A 19,734-nucleotide genomic window follows, 5' to 3' on the forward strand; every position below is an offset into this window, starting at 1 on the left:
CTGCCCTTGGGTAAGGGCAAGCCCGGCAGCGGTTTTTGCGCCGCCGATCCCGCTTGCGCCCGGCGGCAAGCTCGCCGATGATCGCGCCGATGACCGCACTTGACCGCCCTTCGCTGAACGTCCTGCTGCTCGCTGGCACCGCCGAAGCGCGTCAGCTGGCACGCGCCTTAGCGCAGGCCGGGCACCGCGTCACCGCTTGGCTGACGGAGCCGCCGCGCGGCAGCAATCCGATGCCGATGACCTATGAGTTGCGCGATGCCGGGAATGCTGCGGCCCTGCGGCGCGATATGACGGGCTTCGATGCGGTGCTCGATCTTAGTCACGGGTTCGATGCGGGGCTGAGCCACGCGGGCTTTGCTGCCGCCACGTCTCTGGGCAAACCCTTCGTCAGCTTTTCGCGGCCGCGCTGGCCCTTGGACAATCCGTTGCTGCAATCGGTGCCGGATGTCGCGGCCGCCGCCCGCGCCGTGCCGCTCGCCGCCCGCGTCTTTGCCGCGACCGGTTGGGCCAGCCTGCCAGCGTTCCAACCGTTCAAGGGCGCGCGCCTCATGCTGCGACAGACGAGCCGCCATGACCGCGCCGCGCCCTATGGCTTTGTCGATCTGATCTTTGGCGATCCGCCATTCACCGTGGAGAGCGAAACGGCATTGTTCCGCGACCTCGGCGTCGACCTGGTGATTTGCCGCAACCTCGGTGGGCAGGCCAGCCGCCCGAAAGTCGACGCTGCCCTGTCGCTCGGCCTGCCGGTGATCCTGATCGACAGACCGCCACTGCCAAAGAGCGCACCTTGTCTGACCGATCTCGACGCGATGCTGGATTGGGTGGCACGACTGTGAGCCTCGCGCGCCCGATCACCTGCGACGCCGATGTGGCCGAAGGCGCGGCATGGTTGGCCGAAGGGGAGCCGCGTTTCGCTATGGCGCTGGCCCAGACTGGCCTGCTGCCCCTGCGCCTGCGCCCACCCGGTTTCGCGGGGCTGCTCGACATCATTGTGGGGCAGCAGGTGAGCGTGGCCTCGGCGCGGGCGATCTATACGCGGCTTGTCGCGGCGGGATTGGATCGGCCCGAAAATGTCCTGCGCGCCGGAGACGACGGCCTGCGTGCTGCGGGGTTGAGCCGCCCAAAGGCGCGCTATGTATTGGCTTTGGCGGAACGCGATTTCGACTTCGACGCGCTGGACGGGTTGCCTGATGACGCGGCCATCGCCGCGCTGGTCGACATGCCGGGGATCGGGCCATGGACGGCGCAGATCTATGTAATGTTCTGTCTTGGTCGCCGCGATATCTTTCCCAGCGGCGACCTTGCGCTGCAAGAGGCGGCGCGGGGGCTCTTCGATCTGCCTGCCCGTCCCAGCCCAAAAGACCTCTCCGCCATGGCCGCCGCATGGTCACCTTGGCGGTCGGTTGCGGCGCGGCTGCTCTTTGCCTACTACCGGGTGTTGAAACAAAAGGAAGGATTGTCATGACACGGGTTTTGAACGCTGAGCGCCGCGCGCCGGTCTCTGGCACCACACGGTCGGTGGTGGTGTTCCTGCATGGCTATGGCGCGAATGGCGCCGATCTGCTGGGCCTTGCCGATCCGCTGAGCGAGCATTTGCCCGACACGCTTTTCGTCGCACCTGACGCGCCCGAGGCCTGCGCCGGTGCGCCGATGGGCTATCAGTGGTTCCCGATCCCTTGGATCGACGGATCGTCCGAAGAGGAATCGATGCGCGGCATGATGAGCGCGGTCGAAGACCTTGACGCCTTCCTCGACGCGCTGATGGTCGATGAAGACGTGCTGCCCGAACAGGTCGTGCTCTTCGGCTTTTCCCAAGGCACGATGATGTCGCTGCATGTGGCCCCGCGCCGCGAAGATGCGGTGGCGGGGATCGTGGCCTTCTCGGGCCGTCTGCTCAACCCCGAAGCGCTGGCCGAAGAGGCGCAGGTCAAACCGCCGGTGCTGCTGGTCCATGGCGATGCCGATGACGTGGTGCCGCCGCAATCCCTGCCGCAGGCCGCCGAAGCGCTGCAAGAGGCGGGGTGGCAAGACGTTTACGCCCATGTGATGAAGGGCACCGGCCATGGCATCGCGCCCGATGGGCTGAGCGTGGCGCTCGCCTTCATGCGCGACAAATTGGGGCTTTAACCCTTCATCTCGTCCCAGAGCCAGGGTTCGGCGAACTCAACCGAATTGCCAGCGGGGTCGCGCACATAGAGCGAGCGCGCCCCGTTGGGCCAATCAAAACTGGTGTCGATCTCGACCCCGGCGGCCCGCAGCCGCGTCTCCATCGCGGCGATCTCATCGCGCTTCATCGCCAAGCAGACATGCCCCGGGCCGCGCGCGCCGTGGGGCGGCACGGGCATTTTCGGATTGCCGGGCGGCTGTGCCGTGGCGGTGGGGTTGAAGACCAGCAAGACCGAAGGGCCGAGCGCAAAGAACATATGCCGCCCCGGCACCTCCTGAAACAGTTTCAGCCCCAGAATGTCGCGGTAAAACCCCCGCGCCGCGTCCAGATCATCGACATAGACGGCGGCTTTGAGCAGGGATTGCGGGGCGGGCGCATCGGGCAGGGGGCTTTTTCACATGCCACAAGGTTAACAAACTCTGCCCATCTGTCACGCCTCTGTCGTAATCTTTGGGCAAAACCGGCGACATCTAGTGGTTCACCTTTGTCTTGCCAGAGAGAAACCGCGAGATATAGTGACTAAAACGGGCAGAGGACGCGACCAGATGGACGGCGATTTCAGGACCGAATTTACCCGCCACCCGGCGGCGCTCAAACACCACCCCGCGCTGGTGCTCAACGCGGATTACCGACCTTTATCCTATTACCCGCTGTCGCTCTGGCCATGGCAGGAGGCGGTAAAGGCCAAATGGCTCGACCGGGTCGAGATCGTCGCCGAATATGACGAGGTGGTGCGCAGCCCCTCTACGGTGATCAGGATCCCCTCGGTTGTCGTTCTTAAAGACTATGTCAAACCTCAAAAGCGCGTGGCCTTCACGCGCTTTAATTTATTTCTGAGGGATGAATTCCGCTGCCAATACTGCGGCGCGAAGGGCGATCTGACCTTTGACCATGTGGTGCCCCGTGCTGCGGGTGGGGTGACAAGCTGGCAAAACGTGGTCGCCGCCTGTAGCCCTTGCAACCTGCGCAAAGGCTCGCGGCCGCTGCACCGCACGGGGCTTGCGCTGCGCAAACCGCCACGCCAACCTGCCGCCGAAGAGCTGCGCAACATGGGGCGCAAATTCCCGCCCGGCCATCTGCACGAGAGCTGGATGGATTTCCTCTATTGGGATGCCGAGCTGGAGGCCTGACCTCAGATATCCAACTCTACCCAGATCGGCACGTGATCCGACGGTTTGTCGCGCCCGCGCACGTCGCGGTCAATCTGGCAGTCGCGCAAGCGGTCCGCCACCGTGGGCGATAGCAGGAAATGGTCAATGCGGATGCCGTTGTTGCGGTTCCACGCACCGGCCTGATAATCCCAGAACGAGTAATGTCCCGGCCCTTGAGTTCGTGCGCGGAAGGCATCCGTAAGGCCAAGGTTCACCAGCCGCCGCCATGCGGCGCGGGACTCGGGGCGGAAGAGGGCATCTTCGCGCCAGCTGTCGGGTTTGGCAGCATCCTCGGCCTGCGGGATGATGTTGTAATCCCCCGCCATGAGGAAGGGCGTTTCCTCGGCCAGAAGCGCTTCGGCACGGGCTTGCAGCCGCGCCATCCATGCGAGTTTATAGTCATATTTCGGCCCCGGCGCCGGGTTGCCATTGGGCAGGTAGAGCCCGCAGACCCGCAGCGCCATATCGTTGCCCACCACCGTTGCTTCGATCCAGCGGGCCTGATCATCGGCATCATCGCCCGGCAGGCCGCGGGTCACATCCTCAAGCGGGAGTTTCGACAGGATCGCCACGCCGTTAAAAGACTTCTGCCCGTGGGTTTCGACGTTATAGTCGCGCTCTTCGAGCATTTCGCGGGGGAAGGCTTCATCCACTGACTTAATCTCTTGCAGCACGACAACGTCCGGCTGCGCCTCGTCTAGCCAATCGGGAAGGGCCGCCGCGCGGGCCTTGATACCGTTGATGTTGAAACTCGCGATCTTCATATCCGGCCCTCTTTCGACGTCCGACTGCTATCGCGCAATTGGCGTCGCAGAGCAAGGGGAAGGCTTGCGCGCTTAAGGTGATTCTCGGGTCAGATTTCTCGCTATTATAGAAAGTCCGCGAGGCGGTTGCCCGTATTGTCTCGATCCTGCCCTGTGGGCGGCATTTCTTTTTCTCCACAGGGCGCAAGATAATTTGAGGAGTAAGGCGAAACTGTGGCGCGACCTTAATGTGGATAAGTGGTTCAGTACAATGCGTTAGCCGAAAAATGCTTGGATCAACACGCTTAACGTGCGTCAGTCGAAGAACTACATCTTTAAATTGCAAAGCCCTTTGAAAGGACCTCACGATGACCGCTATTTTTGCACGCGACTTTGCCCCTGTATCAGCCCCTCAGACAGAGGACAATCCCATGGCGCTCGGCGCCGGTGTTGGCCTTTTCACCACCGGCCTCACCCGTGGGGGCGGTGACATGCTGTTGGGCGAAGGGGTCGAGATCTTCACCACTGGGTTACAGCAGGACGGCAGCAGCATCACGCAAGGCGGCGGGGTCGGCCTGTTCACCACTGGCCTCGCCCCGGCTGAGGTGCTGCCCTTCAGCGGCTGAAGCCTGTGCAAGCGGGCGGCTTTGTCGCCCGCCGTTCCCCCTGTCGGAGGCCATGCGATGACCAATGCTGTTCTGCTCAGACCTGACGAAAACCAAGACCCGGCCGCGCAAACAGCCCGGCTGATCCAAGCCTTCGCCGAGAGGCGTCGCGCGCAGGGGGATGTCTTTTGGCTGAAGGAAAACGCCGAACTGCTCGGGGTGCTGGCGAGCACGGGGGCCACGCTTAACACTGCGGCGCTTCAGCCGCTCGCGGCCTTCCATCGGGGCTGCCGGGACCTGCTGCGCGATTTTCCTCAGTATTACCGTTTCATCCTGTCGATCTGCCTCGATCTCGAAGACCTCGGTTTGCCTCGGCACTACGGCGCGACGCTTTGTGCTAAGGTTGCGCGGGCAGGGCTGGAGGGGGCGGAACTGTCGGATCTACAACGGGCCGAGGCACGCCGTCTGCTGCGCCGTCGGCGTGTCGGGCCACGGGTTGAGGACGGGGCGCTCGGTCAACGGTTGCGCGATTTCATCGCCCGCAGTGCCACTTTTGCCATGCCCAATCGCAAGGCGGCGTATGAGTTGACCCATATCGTTTTCTACCTGTCGGACTATGGCCGCCGGCCCCCCGTCCTGCCGGAGGCCGCGCTGAAAAGCCTGCATTTCACGGGGCTGCTGGCTTTTCTCGATCAGGATATGGACCTGCTGGGCGAGGTATGCGCCGCGCTGCGTTTTGCCGGGCAGGCCCCCATCCCCCTGTGGGAGGATGCCATTGCCGCCAGCCATCGTGGCATGCGGGTCTACGCCGACGAAGGCGCGCCTTTGCAGGACGAATACCACGAATGGCTTGTCACCGGCTGGGCCATGCAGATTGCGGGCCGCCCGATGCGATCTACCGATATCCCAAAAGGCGCCTTGCGTTTTCACAAAGGCCGAAAGGGGGCAGGGGCCCTGCGCCCGCTGGCGGCCTGTCTCAACGACATGGGCGCAAACCGCCGGGCCGACTGGGGGCAGATGCGCCCGCATGTGCTGTCGTATCTTTGCCCGGAGAGCCACGCGACCCTGCTGCGCGCCGAACGCGCCGGGCCTTATTTCGAAGAGTTCTTCGAGGGGTTCGCCCGGGCGCGCGGTTAAACGCGCCCGACAGACCTACATCGAAAAGGACGTGCCGCAGCCGCAGGCCGCCGTCGCATTGGGGTTCTCGATGGTGAAGCGCGCGCCGATCAACTCTTCGGTGAAATCGATCACGGCGTCGGCCAGAAACGGCAGGGAGACGCTATCGACCACCACCTTCTGACCGCTGCCTTCGAGAATGAGGTCATCTTCGGCGGGCTCGTCCAGCGCGATGTCGTATTGAAAGCCCGAGCAGCCGCCGCCTTCGACAGCGATGCGCAGGGCCTTGCCTTCGTCTGCGGCCCCGATCTCGGCGAGGCGTTCAAAGGCGCGGGGGGTGACTTTGGGGGGCAGGTTCATCTGCGGGCTCCGATGCATCGGTTTTCTTTCGCGTTCCTCTAACATATAGAAAGTACAAGGACAGGTCACAAGGACCGCGAGAGAGGACCAGCCGCGATGCGCGCAGAATTCGCCTCTGATCCGGACACCGCCAAGGGACGGTTGGTGCCGGAAGAGGAAAGCACTTTTCGCTCCTGTTATCAGCGGGATCGGGACCGGATCATTCATGCCTCTGCCTTTCGGCGGCTCAAACATAAGACGCAGGTCTTTGTGGAGCATGAGGGCGACTATTTCCGCACCCGTCTGACCCATTCCATCGAAGTGGCGCAGGTCGCGCGGACCATCGCAGGCGCGCTGCGTCTGAATGGCGAGCTGACCGAGGCGGTGGCGCTGGCCCATGATCTGGGCCACACGCCCTTTGGCCACACCGGCGAAGATGCGCTGCACAAGCTGATGGAACCCTACGGCGGCTTCGATCACAACGCGCAGGCGATCAAGATCGTCACCACGCTGGAGCGGCACTATGCCGAATTCGATGGGCTAAACCTGACGTGGGACACGCTGGAAGGCATCGCGAAACACAACGGGCCGGTGACGGGCGAGGTGCCCCATGCGCTGGCCGATTACAACGCGCGGCACGATCTTGAACTGCACACCCATGCCAGCGCCGAGGCGCAGGTCGCCGCGCTCTCCGATGATATCGCCTATAACAACCACGATCTGCACGACGGTCTGCGCGCAGGGCTGTTCACCGAAAGTGAGATCGCCGAACTGCCCATGGTCGGCCCCGCCTATGCCGAGGTTGACCGGCTCTACCCCGAGACCGACAGCTATCGCCGCCGTCACGAGGCGCTGCGGCGGGTTTTTGGGGTGATGGTCGGCGATGTGATCGAAACCTCGGCCAAACTGCTGAAAGACTCGGGGGCGAAATCCCCTGACGACATCCGCCATCTGGGCCGCCCGGTGATCCGTTTCTCAGACCCGGTCTGGCAAGACCTGCGCGAGATCCGCAAGTTTCTTTTCACCCGCATGTATCGCGCCCCCTCGGTGATGGAGAATCGCGAGAAGGTGACCAAGGTGGTCGAGGACCTGTTCCCGCTGTTCCTGTCCCAGCCCAACCTCTTGCCGCGCCATTGGGCGGCGGCGATCGAGGCGGCAGAGGATGAAACCGCGCTGGCGCGGATGGTGTCTGATTACATTGCGGGCATGACCGACCGTTTCGCCTTGCAAGAACACGCGCGTCTCTTCGACAGCGACCTGCGCAGCTTCCGCTAGTCTTCGCGGCATGGTAGTCTTCTTTTGATGATCCATAGGTGAGATGACATGATACAAACCCCCGTTCTGCCGGAAAGTCTGGCCGGTGACGCGACATTCGCGATCCTCTCGGCGGGCCAAGCGCCGGGGCCTGCGGTGGCCAAACGCGCGGCGGATCTGGGGGCGGAAGTCGTGGCGATGGACCGCGATCCTACGGTGCTGGCGCGGTTGATGAGCCAATCGGCAGAACGTGTCGAAGCGCTGGCGCTGGCGGGCGATCTTGTCGCGCGGTTTGAGCCGTTGCACCGCAATTGGGGCGGCACGCCGCTGCATATGGTGCTGAACCTGATGCCGCTCGACCCCGATGATCACTGCAAAGGCACGGATGCGCAGATCCGCGGGCTTTCGGCCATGATGCGTGCCTTGGGCCGGGGTCTGGTGGCCGGGCAGGGGGCAGTGGTGACCGTCCTGCCGCGGCCAAGCCAGCCATTGGCGCTGGCCGGGCATGCCATGATCGGTGCGTTTGAAGCGGCCAATGCCGCGCTCGACAAGGTGTTCGGGCCGCGGGGGCTGCGCTTCCATCTCATCACCGTGCCCGAGGGGCAGGCAGAGCTTGCAGCGGAAAGCGCGCTGTTCCTCGGCTCCGAGGCGGGTCGACGGCTCCGATCTGGGCGTTTGGACCTCGACTGAACGCGCCGTTTCAAACGCCACTCCCCAACTTGGGCCGCGACGGCCCGACGCTTGATTGACTGCACCCCCGCACATGATAAACGGGCGGGGAACAAGGATACCCGACATGAACCTATTTGCCGAAATTCGCCATCTCATCATTGCGACGCTGGAACAGATGGTCGCGCAGGAAGCTCTGCCTGCGACCCTGAACTTTGACCCGATCACCGCTGAGCCGCCGCGTGACGCGGCCCATGGCGACATGGCCACCAATGCCGCGATGGTGCTGGCCAAACCTGCGGGCATGAAGCCGCGCGACATTGCCGAAGCACTGGCCGCGCAATTGCAAAGCGATCCGCGCATCACCTCCGCCGAAGTGGCGGGACCGGGGTTCATCAACCTGCGTCTTGCGCCTTCGGTCTGGCAGAACGTGGCCCGTCAGGTGCTGAGCCAAGGCACCGACTTTGGCCGCGCGATCCTTGGTGCCGGTCAGCGGGTGAACGTTGAATATGTCTCGGCCAACCCGACGGGGCCGCTGCATGTGGGCCACACCCGGGGCGCGGTCTTTGGCGATGCACTGGCAAGCCTGCTTGACTTCGCGGGCTATGACGTGACCCGGGAATACTACATCAACGACGGCGGTGCGCAGGTCGATGTGCTCGCCCGGTCGGTCTATCTGCGCTACCTCGAAGCCAATGGCAAAGAGGTGGCCTTCCCCGATGGGACCTACCCGGGCGACTACCTGATCCCGTTGGGCGAAGCGCTGGCCAAGATGTACGGCGACAAACTGGTCGATCAGCCGGAAAGCGAATGGCTGGACGATATCCGCGAATTCGCCACCGATGCGATGATGAACCTCATTCGCGACGATCTGGCGGCACTGGGTGTCGAGATGGACGTGTTCTATAGCGAAAAATCGCTCTATGGCACCGGTCAGATCGAAGCGGCCATCGCCTCGCTCGAAGCCAAAGGGTTGATCTACGAAGGCGTGTTGGAGCCGCCGAAGGGCAAGAAGCCCGACGATTGGGAACCGCGTGAACAGACCCTGTTCAAATCCACCGAACATGGCGACGATGTGGACCGCCCGGTCAAGAAGTCCGACGGGTCTTGGACCTATTTCGCCCCCGATATCGCCTATCACTATGACAAGGTCAGCCGTGATTTCGACATGCTGATCGATGTCTTTGGCGCGGATCATGGCGGCTACGTCAAACGGATGAAAGCGGCGGTTTCGGCGCTGAGCGACGGGCATGTGCCGCTCGACATCAAGCTGACGCAGCTGGTGAAGCTTTTCAAAAACGGCGAGCCGTTCAAAATGTCCAAACGGGCAGGGACATTCGTGACCCTGCGCGATGTTGTGGATCAGGTCGGCCCCGACGTGACGCGCTTTGTCATGCTGACGCGCAAGAACGACGCGATGCTCGACTTCGATTTCGACAAGGTGTTGGAGCAAAGCCGCGAGAACCCGGTCTTTTACGTGCAATACGCCCATGCGCGGGTCGCGTCGATCCTGCGCAAAGCCGAAGAGGCGGGGATCGAGGTGGCGGATGCCACGCTGCTGGACGCGGATTTGTCTAAGCTCGACCACGAGGCCGAGATCGGCCTGCTGCGCAAGCTTGCCGAATGGCCCCGTTTGGTCGAGACCGCCGCGCGCAGCAATGAGCCGCACCGGGTGGCCTTCTACCTCTATGAATTGGCCTCCGACTTCCACAGCCTCTACCACTTGGGCCGGTCCGAAGACGGCTTGCGTGCGTTGCAAGAAGGGGACGCGGCCACGTCGCAGGCAAAAATCGCGCTGTCGCGTGCCGTTGCGATTGTAATTGCGGCGGGTCTTGGTATTCTCGGGGTCACACCGGCGCAAGAGATGCGGTAACCGCACCAGCGCGCCGAAAACAGGCAACCCCATGACCAGACCCGCGTGGCGATGTATCACGCCGGGCAAAGAGGCAGAGATGGCAGATTTCACGTCTTCCCCGACGACGGCGGGCTATGCGCCCGATTCCGCGCATAGCTACGCAGTGGGCAGCGCGCCCAAGACCCTGACAACGCTCACCAATATCGCGGGCGCCGTGGTGTCCTTGGCGCTGGTGGCGGGCATCGGTGTATGGGGATACAAACTGCTTGTGCGTGACGTGACCGGCATCCCGGTGGTCCGCGCGATCGAAGGTGAGATGCGCGTGCGCCCCGAAGAGCCGGGCGGCGAATTGGCCCGTCATCAGGGGCTTTCGGTCAATGTCGTCGCCGCCGAAGGCAGCGCCGGGCGCCCGGCGGATGAGCTGCGCCTCGCGCCGCGCCAGATCGAATTGCAAGACGAAGACCAGCCCGTCAAAGCGGCAATGGTTGCCGCTTTGACACAAGGTAACGGGACGCCAGCCGTGGCGCGTGAGAATGACGGTGATCTGATCGACGCCTCCGAAGCGATCCGCTCGGGCAATGTGCAAGACCTCGTGGCGCAGCTGACCAATGGCGTGGCACCGCTCACCGGTGAGGAGGCCGCCGCTGGCGATCCTGTCGATGCCGCGGTGGCGATGGCGCTGGCCGATACCTCCGTGCAGCCCAAGGTGGTCAAGGCCGTGCTGAACGCGCCGGGCGTGCGCAACTCCCTGCGTCCGCGCCGCCGTCCGGCGGGCGGTGCCGTTGTGACACCCGCCGCCGTGCAACCTAATCCAGTGGCCGCGGCCACCCAAGAAGTCGATCCCGCTTCGCTGCCCGCCGGCACCCGCATGGCCCAGCTTGGCGCCTTTGACAGCCCCGAGGTCGCGCGCGAACAATGGGACCGTTTGCAGGGCCGTTTCGGTGCCTATCTCGAAGGCAAGAGCCGCGTCGTGCAAAAGGCCACCAGCGGCGGACGGGTCTTCTACCGCCTGCGTGCCATGGGTTTTAACGACATCGCCGATGCGCGCCGCTTCTGCTCAGCCCTCGTGGCCGAAAACGCGGATTGCATCCCGGTGGTGATGCGCTGATGCGCCCCTTCGGGGCCACGATCCTCGACGCGACGGGCCATCGGCTCAGCGTCGAGGAAAAGGCGTTCTTTCGGGACGTGCGGCCCTTTGGCTTTATCCTCTTCGCCCGCAACATCGACAGCCCCGACCAGCTGCGCGCGCTCTGCGAAGAGATGCGCGAGGCGGCGGGGCATGAGGCCGTCATCACCATCGACCAAGAGGGCGGCCGCGTGCAGCGCATGCGCGCGCCCCACTGGCGCGATTGGATGCCGCCGATGGACCTCGCCGCCCGCGCCGGCGATCAAGGGCGCCAAGCCTTCTACTTGATGTACCGGATCATTGCCCATGAGCTGCACAGTGTCGGGATCGACAGTAACTGCGCCCCACTGATCGATGTGGCCGGGCCGGACACCCACCGTTTTCTGCGCAACCGCTGTTACGGGGAAACGCCGGGGCAGGTGGCCGAGATTGGCCGCGCCGTGGCGGATGCGCTGCTGGCCGGAGGGGTCTTGCCGGTGATGAAGCACATGCCCGGCCATGGCCGCGCGACGCTTGACAGCCACCACGATCTGCCCCGGGTTGCGGCCCGCCGGATCGATCTGGAGGCGGTCGATTTCGCCACCTTCCGCAGCCTGCGCGACCTGCCGATGGGGATGACCGCACATCTGGTCTATGACGCGCTGGACAATGCCCCGGCGACCCTGTCGCCCGAGGTGATGCGGCTGATCCGCGAAGAGATCGGCTTCGACAACCTCGTGATGACCGACGACATTTCGATGAAAGCGCTGCAAATGACCCCGGCGGAAAGCACCCGCGCCGCCATCGCGGCGGGCTGTGACGTGGCACTTTTCTGCAATGGCCCGCTCGAAGACCGCCGCGCCGTGGCCGAAGCCGCGGGTGAGATGACCCCCGCCGCCCAGACCCGCGCCCTGCGCGCGATGGATGCGCGGCAAACCCCCGATGACGTTGACATCGACGCCCTCAGCGCCCAGCTTGAGACGCTTCTGGGCGGGACATTGCATGGCTGAGACGACATTTCAGGAAGACCGGGGCAGGGCTGGCAGCACCGTGGCCGACCGGCTGGCCGCCGAAACCTTCATCATTGATGTCGAAGGGTATGAAGGGCCGCTTGATCTGCTGCTGTCGCTGAGCCGCACGCAAAAGGTCGATCTACGCAAGATCTCGGTGCTGCAACTGGCGCGGCAGTATCTGGCCTTTGTCGAACGGGCCAAGGAGTTGCGGCTGGAACTGGCGGCGGATTACCTCGTCATGGCGGCGTGGTTGGCTTTCCTGAAGTCGCGTCTGCTGCTGCCGCCGGACCCCAGCGAAGAAGGCCCCTCGGGCGAGGAAATGGCCGCGCATCTGGCCTTTCAGCTGGAACGCCTTCAGGCCATGCGCGACGTAGCGGCGCGGCTGATGGCGCGCGACCAACTGGGGCGCGACTTCTTTGCCCGCGGCCAGACCCAGGAGGTCACGCAGGTCAAGAAGGTCACCTATACGGCGACCCTTCTGGACCTCATGCAAGGCTATGCCCGCACCCGCACGCGTGAAGATTTCCGCCCCTTCGTGATGGACCGCGACAAGGTCTTCACCATGGAAGAGGCCCTGGACCGCATGCGCGGTCTGATCGGCTACGCGGGCGATTGGAGCGATCTGAACAGCTACCTGCCCGAGGGCTGGGAAAGCGACCCAGAACGCCGCCGCTCGGCCACGGCGGCGACCTTTGCCGCTTCTTTGCAACTGGTCAAAGAGGGGCATATGGAGATCCGGCAGAAAGAGATTTTCGCCCCCATCCAACTGCGCAAGAAGGATTGATGCGTGTCGGAAGAGATTGAAACCAAAGAAAAGAAACTGTTCGACGCGCCCTCGCTCGCCGAGCAGGAGCGTATGATCGAAGCCGTGCTTTTCGCCAGTTCCGAGCCGATCACCCTGCGCGAACTCGAAGAGCGTTTGCCGCGCGGCTCAGACGTGGGCGAGGCGATGGCCTTCCTGCGGCACCGGTATCAGGGGCGCGGCGTGCAGGTGATGAAAGTGGGCGATGCCTACGCCTTTCGCACCGCGCCGGACCTTGGTTTCCTGATGCATAAGGAGACGGTCGAGACCCGCAAGCTCAGCCGCGCCGCCATCGAGACTTTGGCGATCATCGCTTATCACCAGCCCGTCACCCGCGCCGAGATCGAAGAGATTCGCGGCGTATCCGTGTCGCGCGGCACGGTGGACCAGTTGCTTGAGATGGAGTGGATCCGCTTTGGCCGCCGCAAGATGACTCCGGGCCGTCCGGTGACCTTTGTCGTCACGCAGGAGTTTCTGGATCACTTCGGTTTGGAAAGCGCGCGGGACCTGCCGGGGCTGAAAGAGCTGCGCTCTGCCGGGTTGTTGGAGAATCGTCCGCCCGCCGGTCTGCTGCCCACCGTCAGCGATGGCGAGGACGAGCCGGAAGCGACCGAAGGGCAGAGCGAGCTGTTCGAGGATTGACCGGCGCCGCGTCTTTACGCGGAGCGGAAATGCTTCGACAGTTTCAGTCCCTGACCTTGGTAGTTCGACGCGATGTCGGCGCCGTAAAGCTGGCTGGGGATCTGCGCCATATGCTCATAGACCAAACGGCCCACGACTTGCCCATGCTCCAGCACGAAGGGCGCCTCGTGACAGCGCACCTCCAGCACCCCGCGTGAGCCTGCGCCGCCTGCCTCGGCATGGCCAAAGCCCGGATCGAAGAAGCCCGCGTAATGCACGCGGAACTCTCCGACCATCGCCAAATAGGGTGCCATTTCAGCGGCATAGGCAGGCGGGATCGTCACCGCTTCGCGGCTGACGAGGATATAGAAGGCGCCGGGGTCGAGGATGATTTGACCGTTAGTGCTATGCACCTCTTCCCAATAGGCGGCGGGATCGTAATGGCCAATCTTGTCGAGGTCGATCACCCCGGCATGCGGCTTCGCGCGGTAACCGACGAGGCTGGTGCCGGGCAGCCGTAGATCGACGGAGAAGCCCAAGCCCTCATCGATCACGGCGGTCCCGTCAACGAGCGGTGTCTTATCGTGCAGCGCGCGCAGCGCGTCGTCGTCGAGGGTCGCATCCCCGCTGCCGAAACGAATCTGATTGAGCCGCATCCCGGGCCGCACCAGCACCGAGAAAGAGCGCGGGCAGATCTCGGCGTAGAGCGGGCCAGTGTAGCCCGGCGCAATGCGGTCGAATTCGGTGCCACCATCGGTGATGGTGCGGGTCAGCAGGTCCAGCCGCCCGGTGGAGCTTTTGGCATTCGCCACGGCAGAGACACCCTCGGGCAGCGCCAACTGCTCCATCAGCGGCACCACATAGACGCAACCCTTTTCCAGCACGGCCCCTTCGCTGAGGTCGACGCGGTGCATCTCGAACTCCGCCAAACGATCCGAGACCTTGGCCTCATGCCCGGCAAGGAAAGACGCGCGGACGCGATAGGCGACGCTGCCGAGGCGGAGGTCAAGACTGGCGGGCTGGATCTGGGCAGAGGTGACCGCGGGATCGGCGGCAATGGCGCCGCTTTCGATCATCGCTGCAATCTGCTGGTTGGGGAGCACCCCGTTCATCGCATTGGGCATCGGGCGCGGCCTTCTTAAATGACAAACGCCCGCGCGTTACCGGCGCGGGCGTTTTGTTGTAGTCGGTTGGTCGGGCTAGCAGGACTCGAACCTGCGACCTTCCGTCCCCCAGACGGACGCGCTACCAGGCTGCGCCATAGCCCGACTACGTGGGCTTCATAACCGATCTCGCAGGGGGTGCAAGAGGGAATTGCCAATCTTTTCATCGGGATTAGAAATTTGTTTCCGCGCCGGCTTCTGCGGCCATGCGCGCGCGCAATTCAGCCAAATCCAACAACAGACCGGCGACTTGCGGTTGCACGTCACGGGGCAGGCGATGGACACGCGCCCCCACGCTGAGCAGCCCCGGACGGGCCGGGAAATCGGCTTCCGGAGTGAAATCGGGCAGGTCAATGATCGCGGGTTTTGGCGTGTCGTCTGCGGGGTCTTCCGCCTCGGCTTCGGCGGGGGCTGGCGAAACCTCAACGGTCTCCTCCGGCTCAGCCGCCAGCGGGCGCTTGAGGAACTCGGGCAGGCCGGTCTCTGGTGTAGGTTCCGGCGCGGGTTCCTCTTCGGGCTCCAATTCGGACGCAGGGAGTTGCGGCGCATCGGGCGTGCTGCTGTCAGAGGGGGCCAGCGGATCGGGCGTGGCGCGTGGATGATCGTCGGCGGGCGGCATGGGCGAGGGGCGTTGTGCTACGGCAGGGGCAGGCTCTTCTACCTCCGCCGTGTTCTCCTGCCGCGTGTCTACCGTCTCAGCGCTCACCTCATCCCCGCACGCTTCCGTCTTTGCGCCGAAGTTCAGAACCACACCGGTCTCTGGGCGGATAATGTCCGGCTTCGGTGCAGGGCGCGGTTCCACGAAATCCAACTCATCAAGCGGGGCGGAGAGGGAGGAGACATGGGTCATCCCTTCCTCACGCAAGATCTTCTGAACGCCTTTGATGGTCAGCCCATCGTCATGCAGCAACTTCTTGATTCCGCCAAGCAGCAGCATATCGGCGGGACGGTAATAGCGCCGCCCGCCCGCCCGTTTGATGGGTTTCACTTGGGTAAACTTACTCTCCCAAAACCGCAGAACATGGGCTTGGATACCGAGCCAGTCAGCGACTTCGGAGATGGTGCGAAAAGCGTCCGGCGATTTGACCATGGGTCAGGACTTGTTGCCTTCGGCAACCCGGTCTTTCATCAAATGCGAGGGGCGGAAGGTCAGCACCCGGCGCGGGTTGATCGGAACCTCTTCGCCGGTTTTCGGATTGCGGCCCACACGCGCGGTCTTGTCGCGTACCGAAAAAGTGCCGAAAGAGGAAATCTTGACCTGTTCCCCGTCGACCAGAGCGTCGGACATATGCTCAAGCACGGCTTCGACCAGCTGAGCACTCTCATTGCGAGAAAGACCGACCTCACGAAATACAGCTTCGCTTAAATCCATGCGCGTCAATGTCTTGTTCGGCATTATATCCCCCATGCTTTCCAATAGCATATGCTGCTCAGATTTTTAGAGTCAACATCAATGCCCGGATCGAGCACGATTCGGCAGAAATTTTCCGCGTTAGCTCAGGGACTTACCAGCGCAGGACAACAGAGCCCCAAGCCAGACCGCCGCCAATGGCTTCGGTGACGATCAGATCGCCCTTGTTGATCTGGCCGCGCTCACGGCCCACCGACAGCGCCAGCGGGATCGAGGCGGCAGAGGTGTTGCCGTGGTCCTGCACGGTCACGACAACGCGCTCCATCGGCAGGTTCAATTTCTTCGCGGTGCCTTGGATGATGCGGATATTGGCCTGATGCGGCACGATCCAATCGACGTCTTCGGCGCTGACGCCGGCACGCTCCATGGCGGTATTGGCCGTGGCGGCCAGCTTTTCGACCGCGTGGCGGAACACCTGATTGCCCTGCATACGCAGATAGCCTGTCGTGCCGGTGCTGACGCCACCATCGACGTAGAGCAACTCGCGGTAGCGCCCGTCGGAATTCAGGTCGGTCGCGAGGATCCCACGATCCTCGGGCGTGCCTTGCCCTTCTTGCGCCTCGAGCAGCAGCGCGCCCGCGCCGTCGCCGAAAAGCACACAGGTCGACCGGTCGGTCCAGTCCATGATGCGGCTGAAAGTCTCGGCCCCGATCACTAGCACATTGCGCGCCTGACCGGAAACGATAAGCGCATTGGCGTTCGCCAGCGCATAGACAAAACCCGCGCAAACCGCCTGCACGTCAAAGGCAAAACCATTGGTCATGCCCAATTCGGCCTGCACCATGGTCGCGGCCGACGGGAAGGTCAGGTCGGGGGTGGAGGTGGCCACGACGATCGCGTCGACATCGGAGACATCGCGCCCTGCGTCTTCGAGCGCCTTGCGCGCGGCGGCGCTGGCCATGGAAGAGGTCGTTTCACCTTCAGCGGCGAAGTGGCGGCGTTCGATGCCCGAGCGCGAGCGGATCCATTCGTCATTCGTGTCGAGGGTCGCTTCAAATTCGGCATTTTCCACGACACGGGCGGGCAGGTAGTGGCCACAACCAGTGACAACGGCGCGCAGGCTCATTTGACGGACTCCTCAGCTGGCAGCGTCGCGGCGACGCGAGCGGCTAGCTTGTCATTGAATTTATTCTGCGACAACTGCGCGGCGAGTTTGATCGCAGCGGAGATGCCGGTCGCATCGGCGGAGCCGTGCGATTTCACCACCGTGCCGTTCAGGCCCAGAAAGACGCCGCCGTTCACGCGGCGCGGATCGATCTTTTTGCTGAGACGGCGCAGCGAGGTATAGGCCAGCAGCGAGGCGAGCCGCGACAGGGGTGAGTATTTGAACGCTTCGCGCAGCCGGTCGCCGATCATGCTGGCCGTGCCTTCGCCGGTCTTGATCGCGACATTGCCGGTGAACCCATCGGTCACGATGACATCGGCGCGGTTGCCCGAGATATCGCCGCCCTCAACGAAACCGACGAATTCAAACCCGGTGGCATCGCCTTGGGCGCGAATCAAATCATAGGCTTCTTTGAGTTCGGTGCGGCCCTTATGCTCTTCGGTGCCGACATTCAGCAGCCCCACGCGGGGGCGCTGCAAATCCATACCGTTGCGGGCGTAGGAGGTGCCCATCAGCGCGAAACGCAACAGATCATCGGCGTCGGCGCGCACATCGGCGCCCACGTCGAGCATCACGTTGAACCCTTGCGGGTTGGAAGAGGGGTAGAGCACGGCAATCGCAGGGCGGTTCACGCCCGGCAATTTGCGCAGCCGTATCATCGACATCGCCATCAGCGCGCCGGTATTGCCGCAAGAGACAGCCACAGCCGCCTCTCCGCTGCGCACGGATTCGATGGCAGACCACATGGAACTGTCTTTGCCGGTGCGCACGACTTGGCTGGGCTTGTCGTCCATCGTGACGACATCCGTGGCGTGACGTATCTCGCAACGGCCCGACAACTCACCACGTTTGGCGATCAAAGGCTCCAACTGATCACGGGGACCATGCAGGATAAAACCGATATCGGGATTTGCTTTCGCAGAAAGCGCACACCCGGCAACAACTGCTGCCGGGCCTTCGTCACCCCCCATCGCGTCGACCGAGATCAGGGTGTGTCCGGCTTTCGCGTTGGGGTGATCGGGCTGGGCCGTCATCAGTGCGAATGCCTCACTGCCTAAGAGAAAACCTTAAAAACTAGCGCAGCTTATGCTGCGTCGTCTTCCAGGTCCACTTCTTCGGTCAGGGCGACAACTTCGGCGTCGTCATAGTGACCGCAAGCCGCGCAGATGTGGTGGGGGCGCTTCAGCTCACCGCAGTTCGAACATTCGTTCGGGTTCGCCGCAGAGAGCGAATCGTGGGCGCGGCGGTTGTTGCGGCGGGATTTGGATACTTTATTCTGTTGGACAGCCATGTCTGGTGCCTTTGCCTTCGGGGTTGCTGACTTGGCAAAGCAGGCCGCAACCGTGTTTCAATTCGGACCCCGTTTCGGGCGTGACGACGCTTTAGGGCCGCAGCCGCGCAATGTCCAACCTTAATTCGGGTGAGGGCGGCAAAATAACGCGAAACCGGCGCGATGCAAGCGCGAATTTCCGCGGTTTTCCGCTTGTTTCCTTAGGTTTCGTCTTTCTTCAGCGCATCGCGCAGCGCGCCCAAGCCCGCGAAGGGCCGCGCGTCTTCGTCGGTCATCGGCTTTTTTCCCGGTTCGGCATGGACCATCTGGCCCAGTTCCGCATCGCCCTTGCGGGGATATTCCGGCACTTCCAGCGCCAGCGCCTCGATCATGACCTGCGCGGGGTCGATCCATTGACCCAAAGGCTCTGCCGTATCGTCCTCAGGCATTTCGACCTCCTCTTCTTCGGGGAGTTCGAAATCATGGATGAAGCGGCGGGTAATATCGGCGTCGATCCGCGTGGTCACTGGCTCAAGCGTGACGACGCAGGGCTGCACCACGGTCGCGCCCAGTTTCCCGTCCAGCTGCCAGTCCTGTTTGCCGAGCGGTTTGATGCTGCCCGAAAAGCTAAGTTTGCGCAGGGCCGAGAGATCGAGTTCCTCGGCGATCTGCTTGAGCGCTTCCGCCTCAGGGCGCAGCGCGAACGCGTTTGGCTCCGTCTGGGACAGGTCCGCGACCCGAAGAGCGGTTGGCGTAGGTGATTTGCGCGACATGAGATCCGACTTTCGTTTCTTGTACACTTGGGGTGCCTTGGTGTATGCGAAATAAAAGCCATAATCCGTCAGGGCAAGAGGGCAGACCAAATGCGCAAAACCAAACAGACCGGCAAGACGCACCTCCGGATCGCGGGTATGGGCCTTGCACTGCTTCTGACCGCCTGTAGCCCACAGTATGAAAACCACGGCTATGTGCCGCCGCAAGACCAGCTTCAGCAGGTCGTTGTGGGCAGCGATACCAAAGAAAGCGTCGCGCAGAAGATCGGTGTGCCCACGGTTTCGGGTGTTTTGAGCGATGATAGTTACTATTACGTTAAGATGCGCAAACGCGCTCTTGGCTTCATGGCCCCGAAAGAGATCGAGCGTGAGGTGGTGACCGTCAGCTTCAACGAGGCTGGCGTGGTGTCGAATGTCGAACGCTTCGGGCTTGAACGCGGGCAGGTTGTGCCGCTGTCGCGCCGCGTGACGACATCGCCTGTGGCCGACAACACCTTCCTGCGCCAGCTTCTGGGCAACCTCGGCCGCTTCAGCCCGTCGGCCTTCGGCAGCTAAGTTCCCCTTGCCATGCC

Annotated in this window: 24 protein-coding genes and 1 tRNA gene; 14 read left to right on the top strand and 11 right to left on the bottom strand. The window is 63.2% G+C overall.

What is annotated here, in order from left to right:
- Nucleotides 1-89 precede the first annotated feature (89 nt).
- Genes ACGYLA_RS01660 through ACGYLA_RS01670 form a run of 3 tightly spaced genes read left to right on the top strand, consistent with a single transcriptional unit; the run spans nucleotide 90 to nucleotide 2,127 of the window.
- Nucleotides 90-836, top strand: coding sequence for a precorrin-6A/cobalt-precorrin-6A reductase (locus tag ACGYLA_RS01660; RefSeq protein WP_394429791.1), 747 nt, complete (start codon nucleotides 90-92; stop codon nucleotides 834-836).
- Entirely contained in the window at nucleotides 833-1,465 is a 633-nt protein-coding gene (locus ACGYLA_RS01665; RefSeq protein WP_394429793.1) for a DNA-3-methyladenine glycosylase family protein, read from the top strand. The genes ACGYLA_RS01660 and ACGYLA_RS01665 overlap by 4 nt, the downstream gene beginning before the upstream one ends.
- The gene (locus ACGYLA_RS01670) at nucleotides 1,462-2,127 is read left to right on the top strand and encodes an alpha/beta hydrolase (RefSeq protein ID WP_067267442.1); all 666 of its coding nucleotides are present in this window, start codon (nucleotides 1,462-1,464) and stop codon (nucleotides 2,125-2,127) included. The genes ACGYLA_RS01665 and ACGYLA_RS01670 overlap by 4 nt, the downstream gene beginning before the upstream one ends.
- Here ACGYLA_RS01670 and ACGYLA_RS01675 read toward each other — a convergent pair.
- Complete coding sequence (locus ACGYLA_RS01675) at nucleotides 2,124-2,552, bottom strand: VOC family protein (protein ID WP_394430237.1); 429 nt, start codon at nucleotides 2,550-2,552, stop codon at nucleotides 2,124-2,126. The genes ACGYLA_RS01670 and ACGYLA_RS01675 overlap by 4 nt on opposite strands.
- Before the next feature lie 160 nt (nucleotides 2,553-2,712).
- Between ACGYLA_RS01675 and ACGYLA_RS01680 the strand changes: the two genes are divergently transcribed.
- A complete protein-coding gene (locus tag ACGYLA_RS01680; protein ID WP_067265843.1) occupies nucleotides 2,713-3,297 on the top strand; it encodes an HNH endonuclease in 585 nt (194 codons plus the stop codon).
- Between the two features lie 2 nt (nucleotides 3,298-3,299).
- Here ACGYLA_RS01680 and xth read toward each other — a convergent pair whose 3' ends face one another.
- Nucleotides 3,300-4,082: an exodeoxyribonuclease III gene (xth, locus tag ACGYLA_RS01685; protein ID WP_394429795.1), complete on the bottom strand. Its 783-nt coding sequence runs from the start codon at nucleotides 4,080-4,082 to the stop codon at nucleotides 3,300-3,302.
- Nucleotides 4,083-4,429: 347 nt separating this feature from the next.
- Between xth and ACGYLA_RS01690 the strand changes: the two genes are divergently transcribed.
- Together ACGYLA_RS01690 and ACGYLA_RS01695 are read left to right on the top strand one after the other, a co-directional pair.
- Nucleotides 4,430-4,687, top strand: coding sequence for a DUF6749 family protein (locus ACGYLA_RS01690; protein ID WP_271687162.1), 258 nt, complete (start codon nucleotides 4,430-4,432; stop codon nucleotides 4,685-4,687).
- 57 nt (nucleotides 4,688-4,744) lie between these two features.
- Nucleotides 4,745-5,803 carry a DUF6902 family protein gene (locus ACGYLA_RS01695; protein ID WP_394429797.1) on the top strand — a complete coding sequence of 353 codons (1,059 nt, stop codon included), beginning with the start codon at nucleotides 4,745-4,747 and terminating at the stop codon, nucleotides 5,801-5,803.
- A 15-nt stretch (nucleotides 5,804-5,818) separates the two neighbouring features.
- On the opposite strand, the gene ACGYLA_RS01700 is transcribed toward ACGYLA_RS01695, so the two are convergent.
- Nucleotides 5,819-6,142, bottom strand: coding sequence for an iron-sulfur cluster assembly accessory protein (locus ACGYLA_RS01700; RefSeq protein WP_209217699.1), 324 nt, complete (start codon nucleotides 6,140-6,142; stop codon nucleotides 5,819-5,821).
- A gap of 96 nt (nucleotides 6,143-6,238) precedes the next feature.
- On the opposite strand from ACGYLA_RS01700, the gene ACGYLA_RS01705 reads away from it, so the two are divergent.
- The 7 genes from ACGYLA_RS01705 (at nucleotide 6,239) to scpB (ending at nucleotide 13,461) form a co-directional block, all read left to right on the top strand.
- A complete protein-coding gene (locus tag ACGYLA_RS01705; RefSeq protein WP_394429799.1) occupies nucleotides 6,239-7,396 on the top strand; it encodes a deoxyguanosinetriphosphate triphosphohydrolase in 1,158 nt (385 codons plus the stop codon).
- A gap of 48 nt (nucleotides 7,397-7,444) precedes the next feature.
- Entirely contained in the window at nucleotides 7,445-8,065 is a 621-nt protein-coding gene (locus ACGYLA_RS01710) for a hypothetical protein (protein WP_394429801.1), read from the top strand.
- 106 nt (nucleotides 8,066-8,171) lie between these two features.
- Entirely contained in the window at nucleotides 8,172-9,917 is a 1,746-nt protein-coding gene (gene argS / locus ACGYLA_RS01715; protein ID WP_394429803.1) for an arginine--tRNA ligase, read from the top strand.
- Between the two features lie 79 nt (nucleotides 9,918-9,996).
- Nucleotides 9,997-11,007, top strand: a complete 1,011-nt coding sequence (locus ACGYLA_RS01720; protein WP_394429805.1) for an SPOR domain-containing protein — start codon at nucleotides 9,997-9,999, stop codon at nucleotides 11,005-11,007.
- Nucleotides 11,007-12,014, top strand: coding sequence for a glycoside hydrolase family 3 N-terminal domain-containing protein (locus ACGYLA_RS01725; RefSeq protein WP_394429807.1), 1,008 nt, complete (start codon nucleotides 11,007-11,009; stop codon nucleotides 12,012-12,014). Before ACGYLA_RS01720 ends, ACGYLA_RS01725 begins: the two co-directional genes overlap by 1 nt.
- Nucleotides 12,007-12,801: a segregation and condensation protein A gene (locus ACGYLA_RS01730; RefSeq protein WP_394429809.1), complete on the top strand. Its 795-nt coding sequence runs from the start codon at nucleotides 12,007-12,009 to the stop codon at nucleotides 12,799-12,801. The genes ACGYLA_RS01725 and ACGYLA_RS01730 overlap by 8 nt, the downstream gene beginning before the upstream one ends.
- A gap of 3 nt (nucleotides 12,802-12,804) precedes the next feature.
- The gene (gene scpB / locus ACGYLA_RS01735; RefSeq protein ID WP_394429811.1) at nucleotides 12,805-13,461 is read left to right on the top strand and encodes an SMC-Scp complex subunit ScpB; all 657 of its coding nucleotides are present in this window, start codon (nucleotides 12,805-12,807) and stop codon (nucleotides 13,459-13,461) included.
- 14 nt (nucleotides 13,462-13,475) lie between these two features.
- Here scpB and ACGYLA_RS01740 read toward each other — a convergent pair whose 3' ends face one another.
- The 8 genes from ACGYLA_RS01740 to ACGYLA_RS01775 all read right to left on the bottom strand — a co-directional run bounded on the left by ACGYLA_RS01740 (nucleotide 13,476) and on the right by ACGYLA_RS01775 (nucleotide 19,162).
- Nucleotides 13,476-14,552, bottom strand: a complete 1,077-nt coding sequence (locus tag ACGYLA_RS01740; protein ID WP_394430239.1) for a 2'-deoxycytidine 5'-triphosphate deaminase — start codon at nucleotides 14,550-14,552, stop codon at nucleotides 13,476-13,478.
- Between the two features lie 79 nt (nucleotides 14,553-14,631).
- Nucleotides 14,632-14,708 (bottom strand) — tRNA-Pro (locus ACGYLA_RS01745).
- A 67-nt stretch (nucleotides 14,709-14,775) separates the two neighbouring features.
- Nucleotides 14,776-15,693, bottom strand: coding sequence for a MerR family transcriptional regulator (locus ACGYLA_RS01750; protein WP_394429813.1), 918 nt, complete (start codon nucleotides 15,691-15,693; stop codon nucleotides 14,776-14,778).
- Between the two features lie 3 nt (nucleotides 15,694-15,696).
- Nucleotides 15,697-15,999, bottom strand: coding sequence for an integration host factor subunit alpha (gene ihfA / locus ACGYLA_RS01755; protein ID WP_067265868.1), 303 nt, complete (start codon nucleotides 15,997-15,999; stop codon nucleotides 15,697-15,699).
- A gap of 109 nt (nucleotides 16,000-16,108) precedes the next feature.
- Entirely contained in the window at nucleotides 16,109-17,080 is a 972-nt protein-coding gene (locus ACGYLA_RS01760) for a beta-ketoacyl-ACP synthase III (RefSeq protein ID WP_394429815.1), read from the bottom strand.
- A complete protein-coding gene (plsX, locus tag ACGYLA_RS01765; protein ID WP_394429817.1) occupies nucleotides 17,077-18,153 on the bottom strand; it encodes a phosphate acyltransferase PlsX in 1,077 nt (358 codons plus the stop codon). Before plsX ends, ACGYLA_RS01760 begins: the two co-directional genes overlap by 4 nt.
- A gap of 50 nt (nucleotides 18,154-18,203) precedes the next feature.
- A complete protein-coding gene (gene rpmF / locus ACGYLA_RS01770; RefSeq protein WP_067265873.1) occupies nucleotides 18,204-18,410 on the bottom strand; it encodes a 50S ribosomal protein L32 in 207 nt (68 codons plus the stop codon).
- A 200-nt stretch (nucleotides 18,411-18,610) separates the two neighbouring features.
- The gene (locus ACGYLA_RS01775) at nucleotides 18,611-19,162 is read right to left on the bottom strand and encodes a YceD family protein (protein WP_394430241.1); all 552 of its coding nucleotides are present in this window, start codon (nucleotides 19,160-19,162) and stop codon (nucleotides 18,611-18,613) included.
- 90 nt (nucleotides 19,163-19,252) lie between these two features.
- Between ACGYLA_RS01775 and ACGYLA_RS01780 the strand changes: the two genes are divergently transcribed.
- Entirely contained in the window at nucleotides 19,253-19,717 is a 465-nt protein-coding gene (locus ACGYLA_RS01780) for an outer membrane protein assembly factor BamE (protein ID WP_394429819.1), read from the top strand.
- Nucleotides 19,718-19,734 lie beyond the last annotated feature (17 nt).

The sequence above is a fragment of the Sulfitobacter sp. 1A13679 genome (assembly GCF_043557115.1).
GTDB classification, from domain to species: Bacteria; Pseudomonadota; Alphaproteobacteria; order Rhodobacterales; family Rhodobacteraceae; genus Sulfitobacter; species Sulfitobacter faviae.

Bases quoted from the DNA above. Each gene is read 5' to 3' on its own strand.
- ACGYLA_RS01700 (WP_209217699.1), bottom strand. From the start codon at position 6,142: ATGAACCTGCCCCCCAAAGTCACCCCCCGCGCCTTTGAACGCCTCGCC.
- ACGYLA_RS01775 (WP_394430241.1), bottom strand. From the start codon at position 19,162: ATGTCGCGCAAATCACCTACGCCAACCGCTCTTCGGGTCGCGGACCTG.
- ACGYLA_RS01705 (WP_394429799.1), top strand. From the start codon at position 6,239: ATGCGCGCAGAATTCGCCTCTGATCCGGACACCGCCAAGGGACGGTTG.
- xth (WP_394429795.1), bottom strand. From the start codon at position 4,082: ATGAAGATCGCGAGTTTCAACATCAACGGTATCAAGGCCCGCGCGGCG.
- ACGYLA_RS01760 (WP_394429815.1), bottom strand. From the start codon at position 17,080: ATGAGCCTGCGCGCCGTTGTCACTGGTTGTGGCCACTACCTGCCCGCC.
- ACGYLA_RS01680 (WP_067265843.1), top strand. From the start codon at position 2,713: ATGGACGGCGATTTCAGGACCGAATTTACCCGCCACCCGGCGGCGCTC.
- ACGYLA_RS01725 (WP_394429807.1), top strand. From the start codon at position 11,007: ATGCGCCCCTTCGGGGCCACGATCCTCGACGCGACGGGCCATCGGCTC.
- ACGYLA_RS01690 (WP_271687162.1), top strand. From the start codon at position 4,430: ATGACCGCTATTTTTGCACGCGACTTTGCCCCTGTATCAGCCCCTCAG.
- argS (WP_394429803.1), top strand. From the start codon at position 8,172: ATGAACCTATTTGCCGAAATTCGCCATCTCATCATTGCGACGCTGGAA.
- rpmF (WP_067265873.1), bottom strand. From the start codon at position 18,410: ATGGCTGTCCAACAGAATAAAGTATCCAAATCCCGCCGCAACAACCGC.
- ACGYLA_RS01710 (WP_394429801.1), top strand. From the start codon at position 7,445: ATGATACAAACCCCCGTTCTGCCGGAAAGTCTGGCCGGTGACGCGACA.
- ACGYLA_RS01750 (WP_394429813.1), bottom strand. From the start codon at position 15,693: ATGGTCAAATCGCCGGACGCTTTTCGCACCATCTCCGAAGTCGCTGAC.
- ACGYLA_RS01695 (WP_394429797.1), top strand. From the start codon at position 4,745: ATGACCAATGCTGTTCTGCTCAGACCTGACGAAAACCAAGACCCGGCC.
- ACGYLA_RS01740 (WP_394430239.1), bottom strand. From the start codon at position 14,552: ATGAACGGGGTGCTCCCCAACCAGCAGATTGCAGCGATGATCGAAAGC.
- plsX (WP_394429817.1), bottom strand. From the start codon at position 18,153: ATGACGGCCCAGCCCGATCACCCCAACGCGAAAGCCGGACACACCCTG.
- ACGYLA_RS01660 (WP_394429791.1), top strand. From the start codon at position 90: ATGACCGCACTTGACCGCCCTTCGCTGAACGTCCTGCTGCTCGCTGGC.
- ihfA (WP_067265868.1), bottom strand. From the start codon at position 15,999: ATGCCGAACAAGACATTGACGCGCATGGATTTAAGCGAAGCTGTATTT.
- ACGYLA_RS01730 (WP_394429809.1), top strand. From the start codon at position 12,007: ATGGCTGAGACGACATTTCAGGAAGACCGGGGCAGGGCTGGCAGCACC.
- ACGYLA_RS01670 (WP_067267442.1), top strand. From the start codon at position 1,462: ATGACACGGGTTTTGAACGCTGAGCGCCGCGCGCCGGTCTCTGGCACC.
- ACGYLA_RS01780 (WP_394429819.1), top strand. From the start codon at position 19,253: ATGCGCAAAACCAAACAGACCGGCAAGACGCACCTCCGGATCGCGGGT.
- ACGYLA_RS01720 (WP_394429805.1), top strand. From the start codon at position 9,997: ATGGCAGATTTCACGTCTTCCCCGACGACGGCGGGCTATGCGCCCGAT.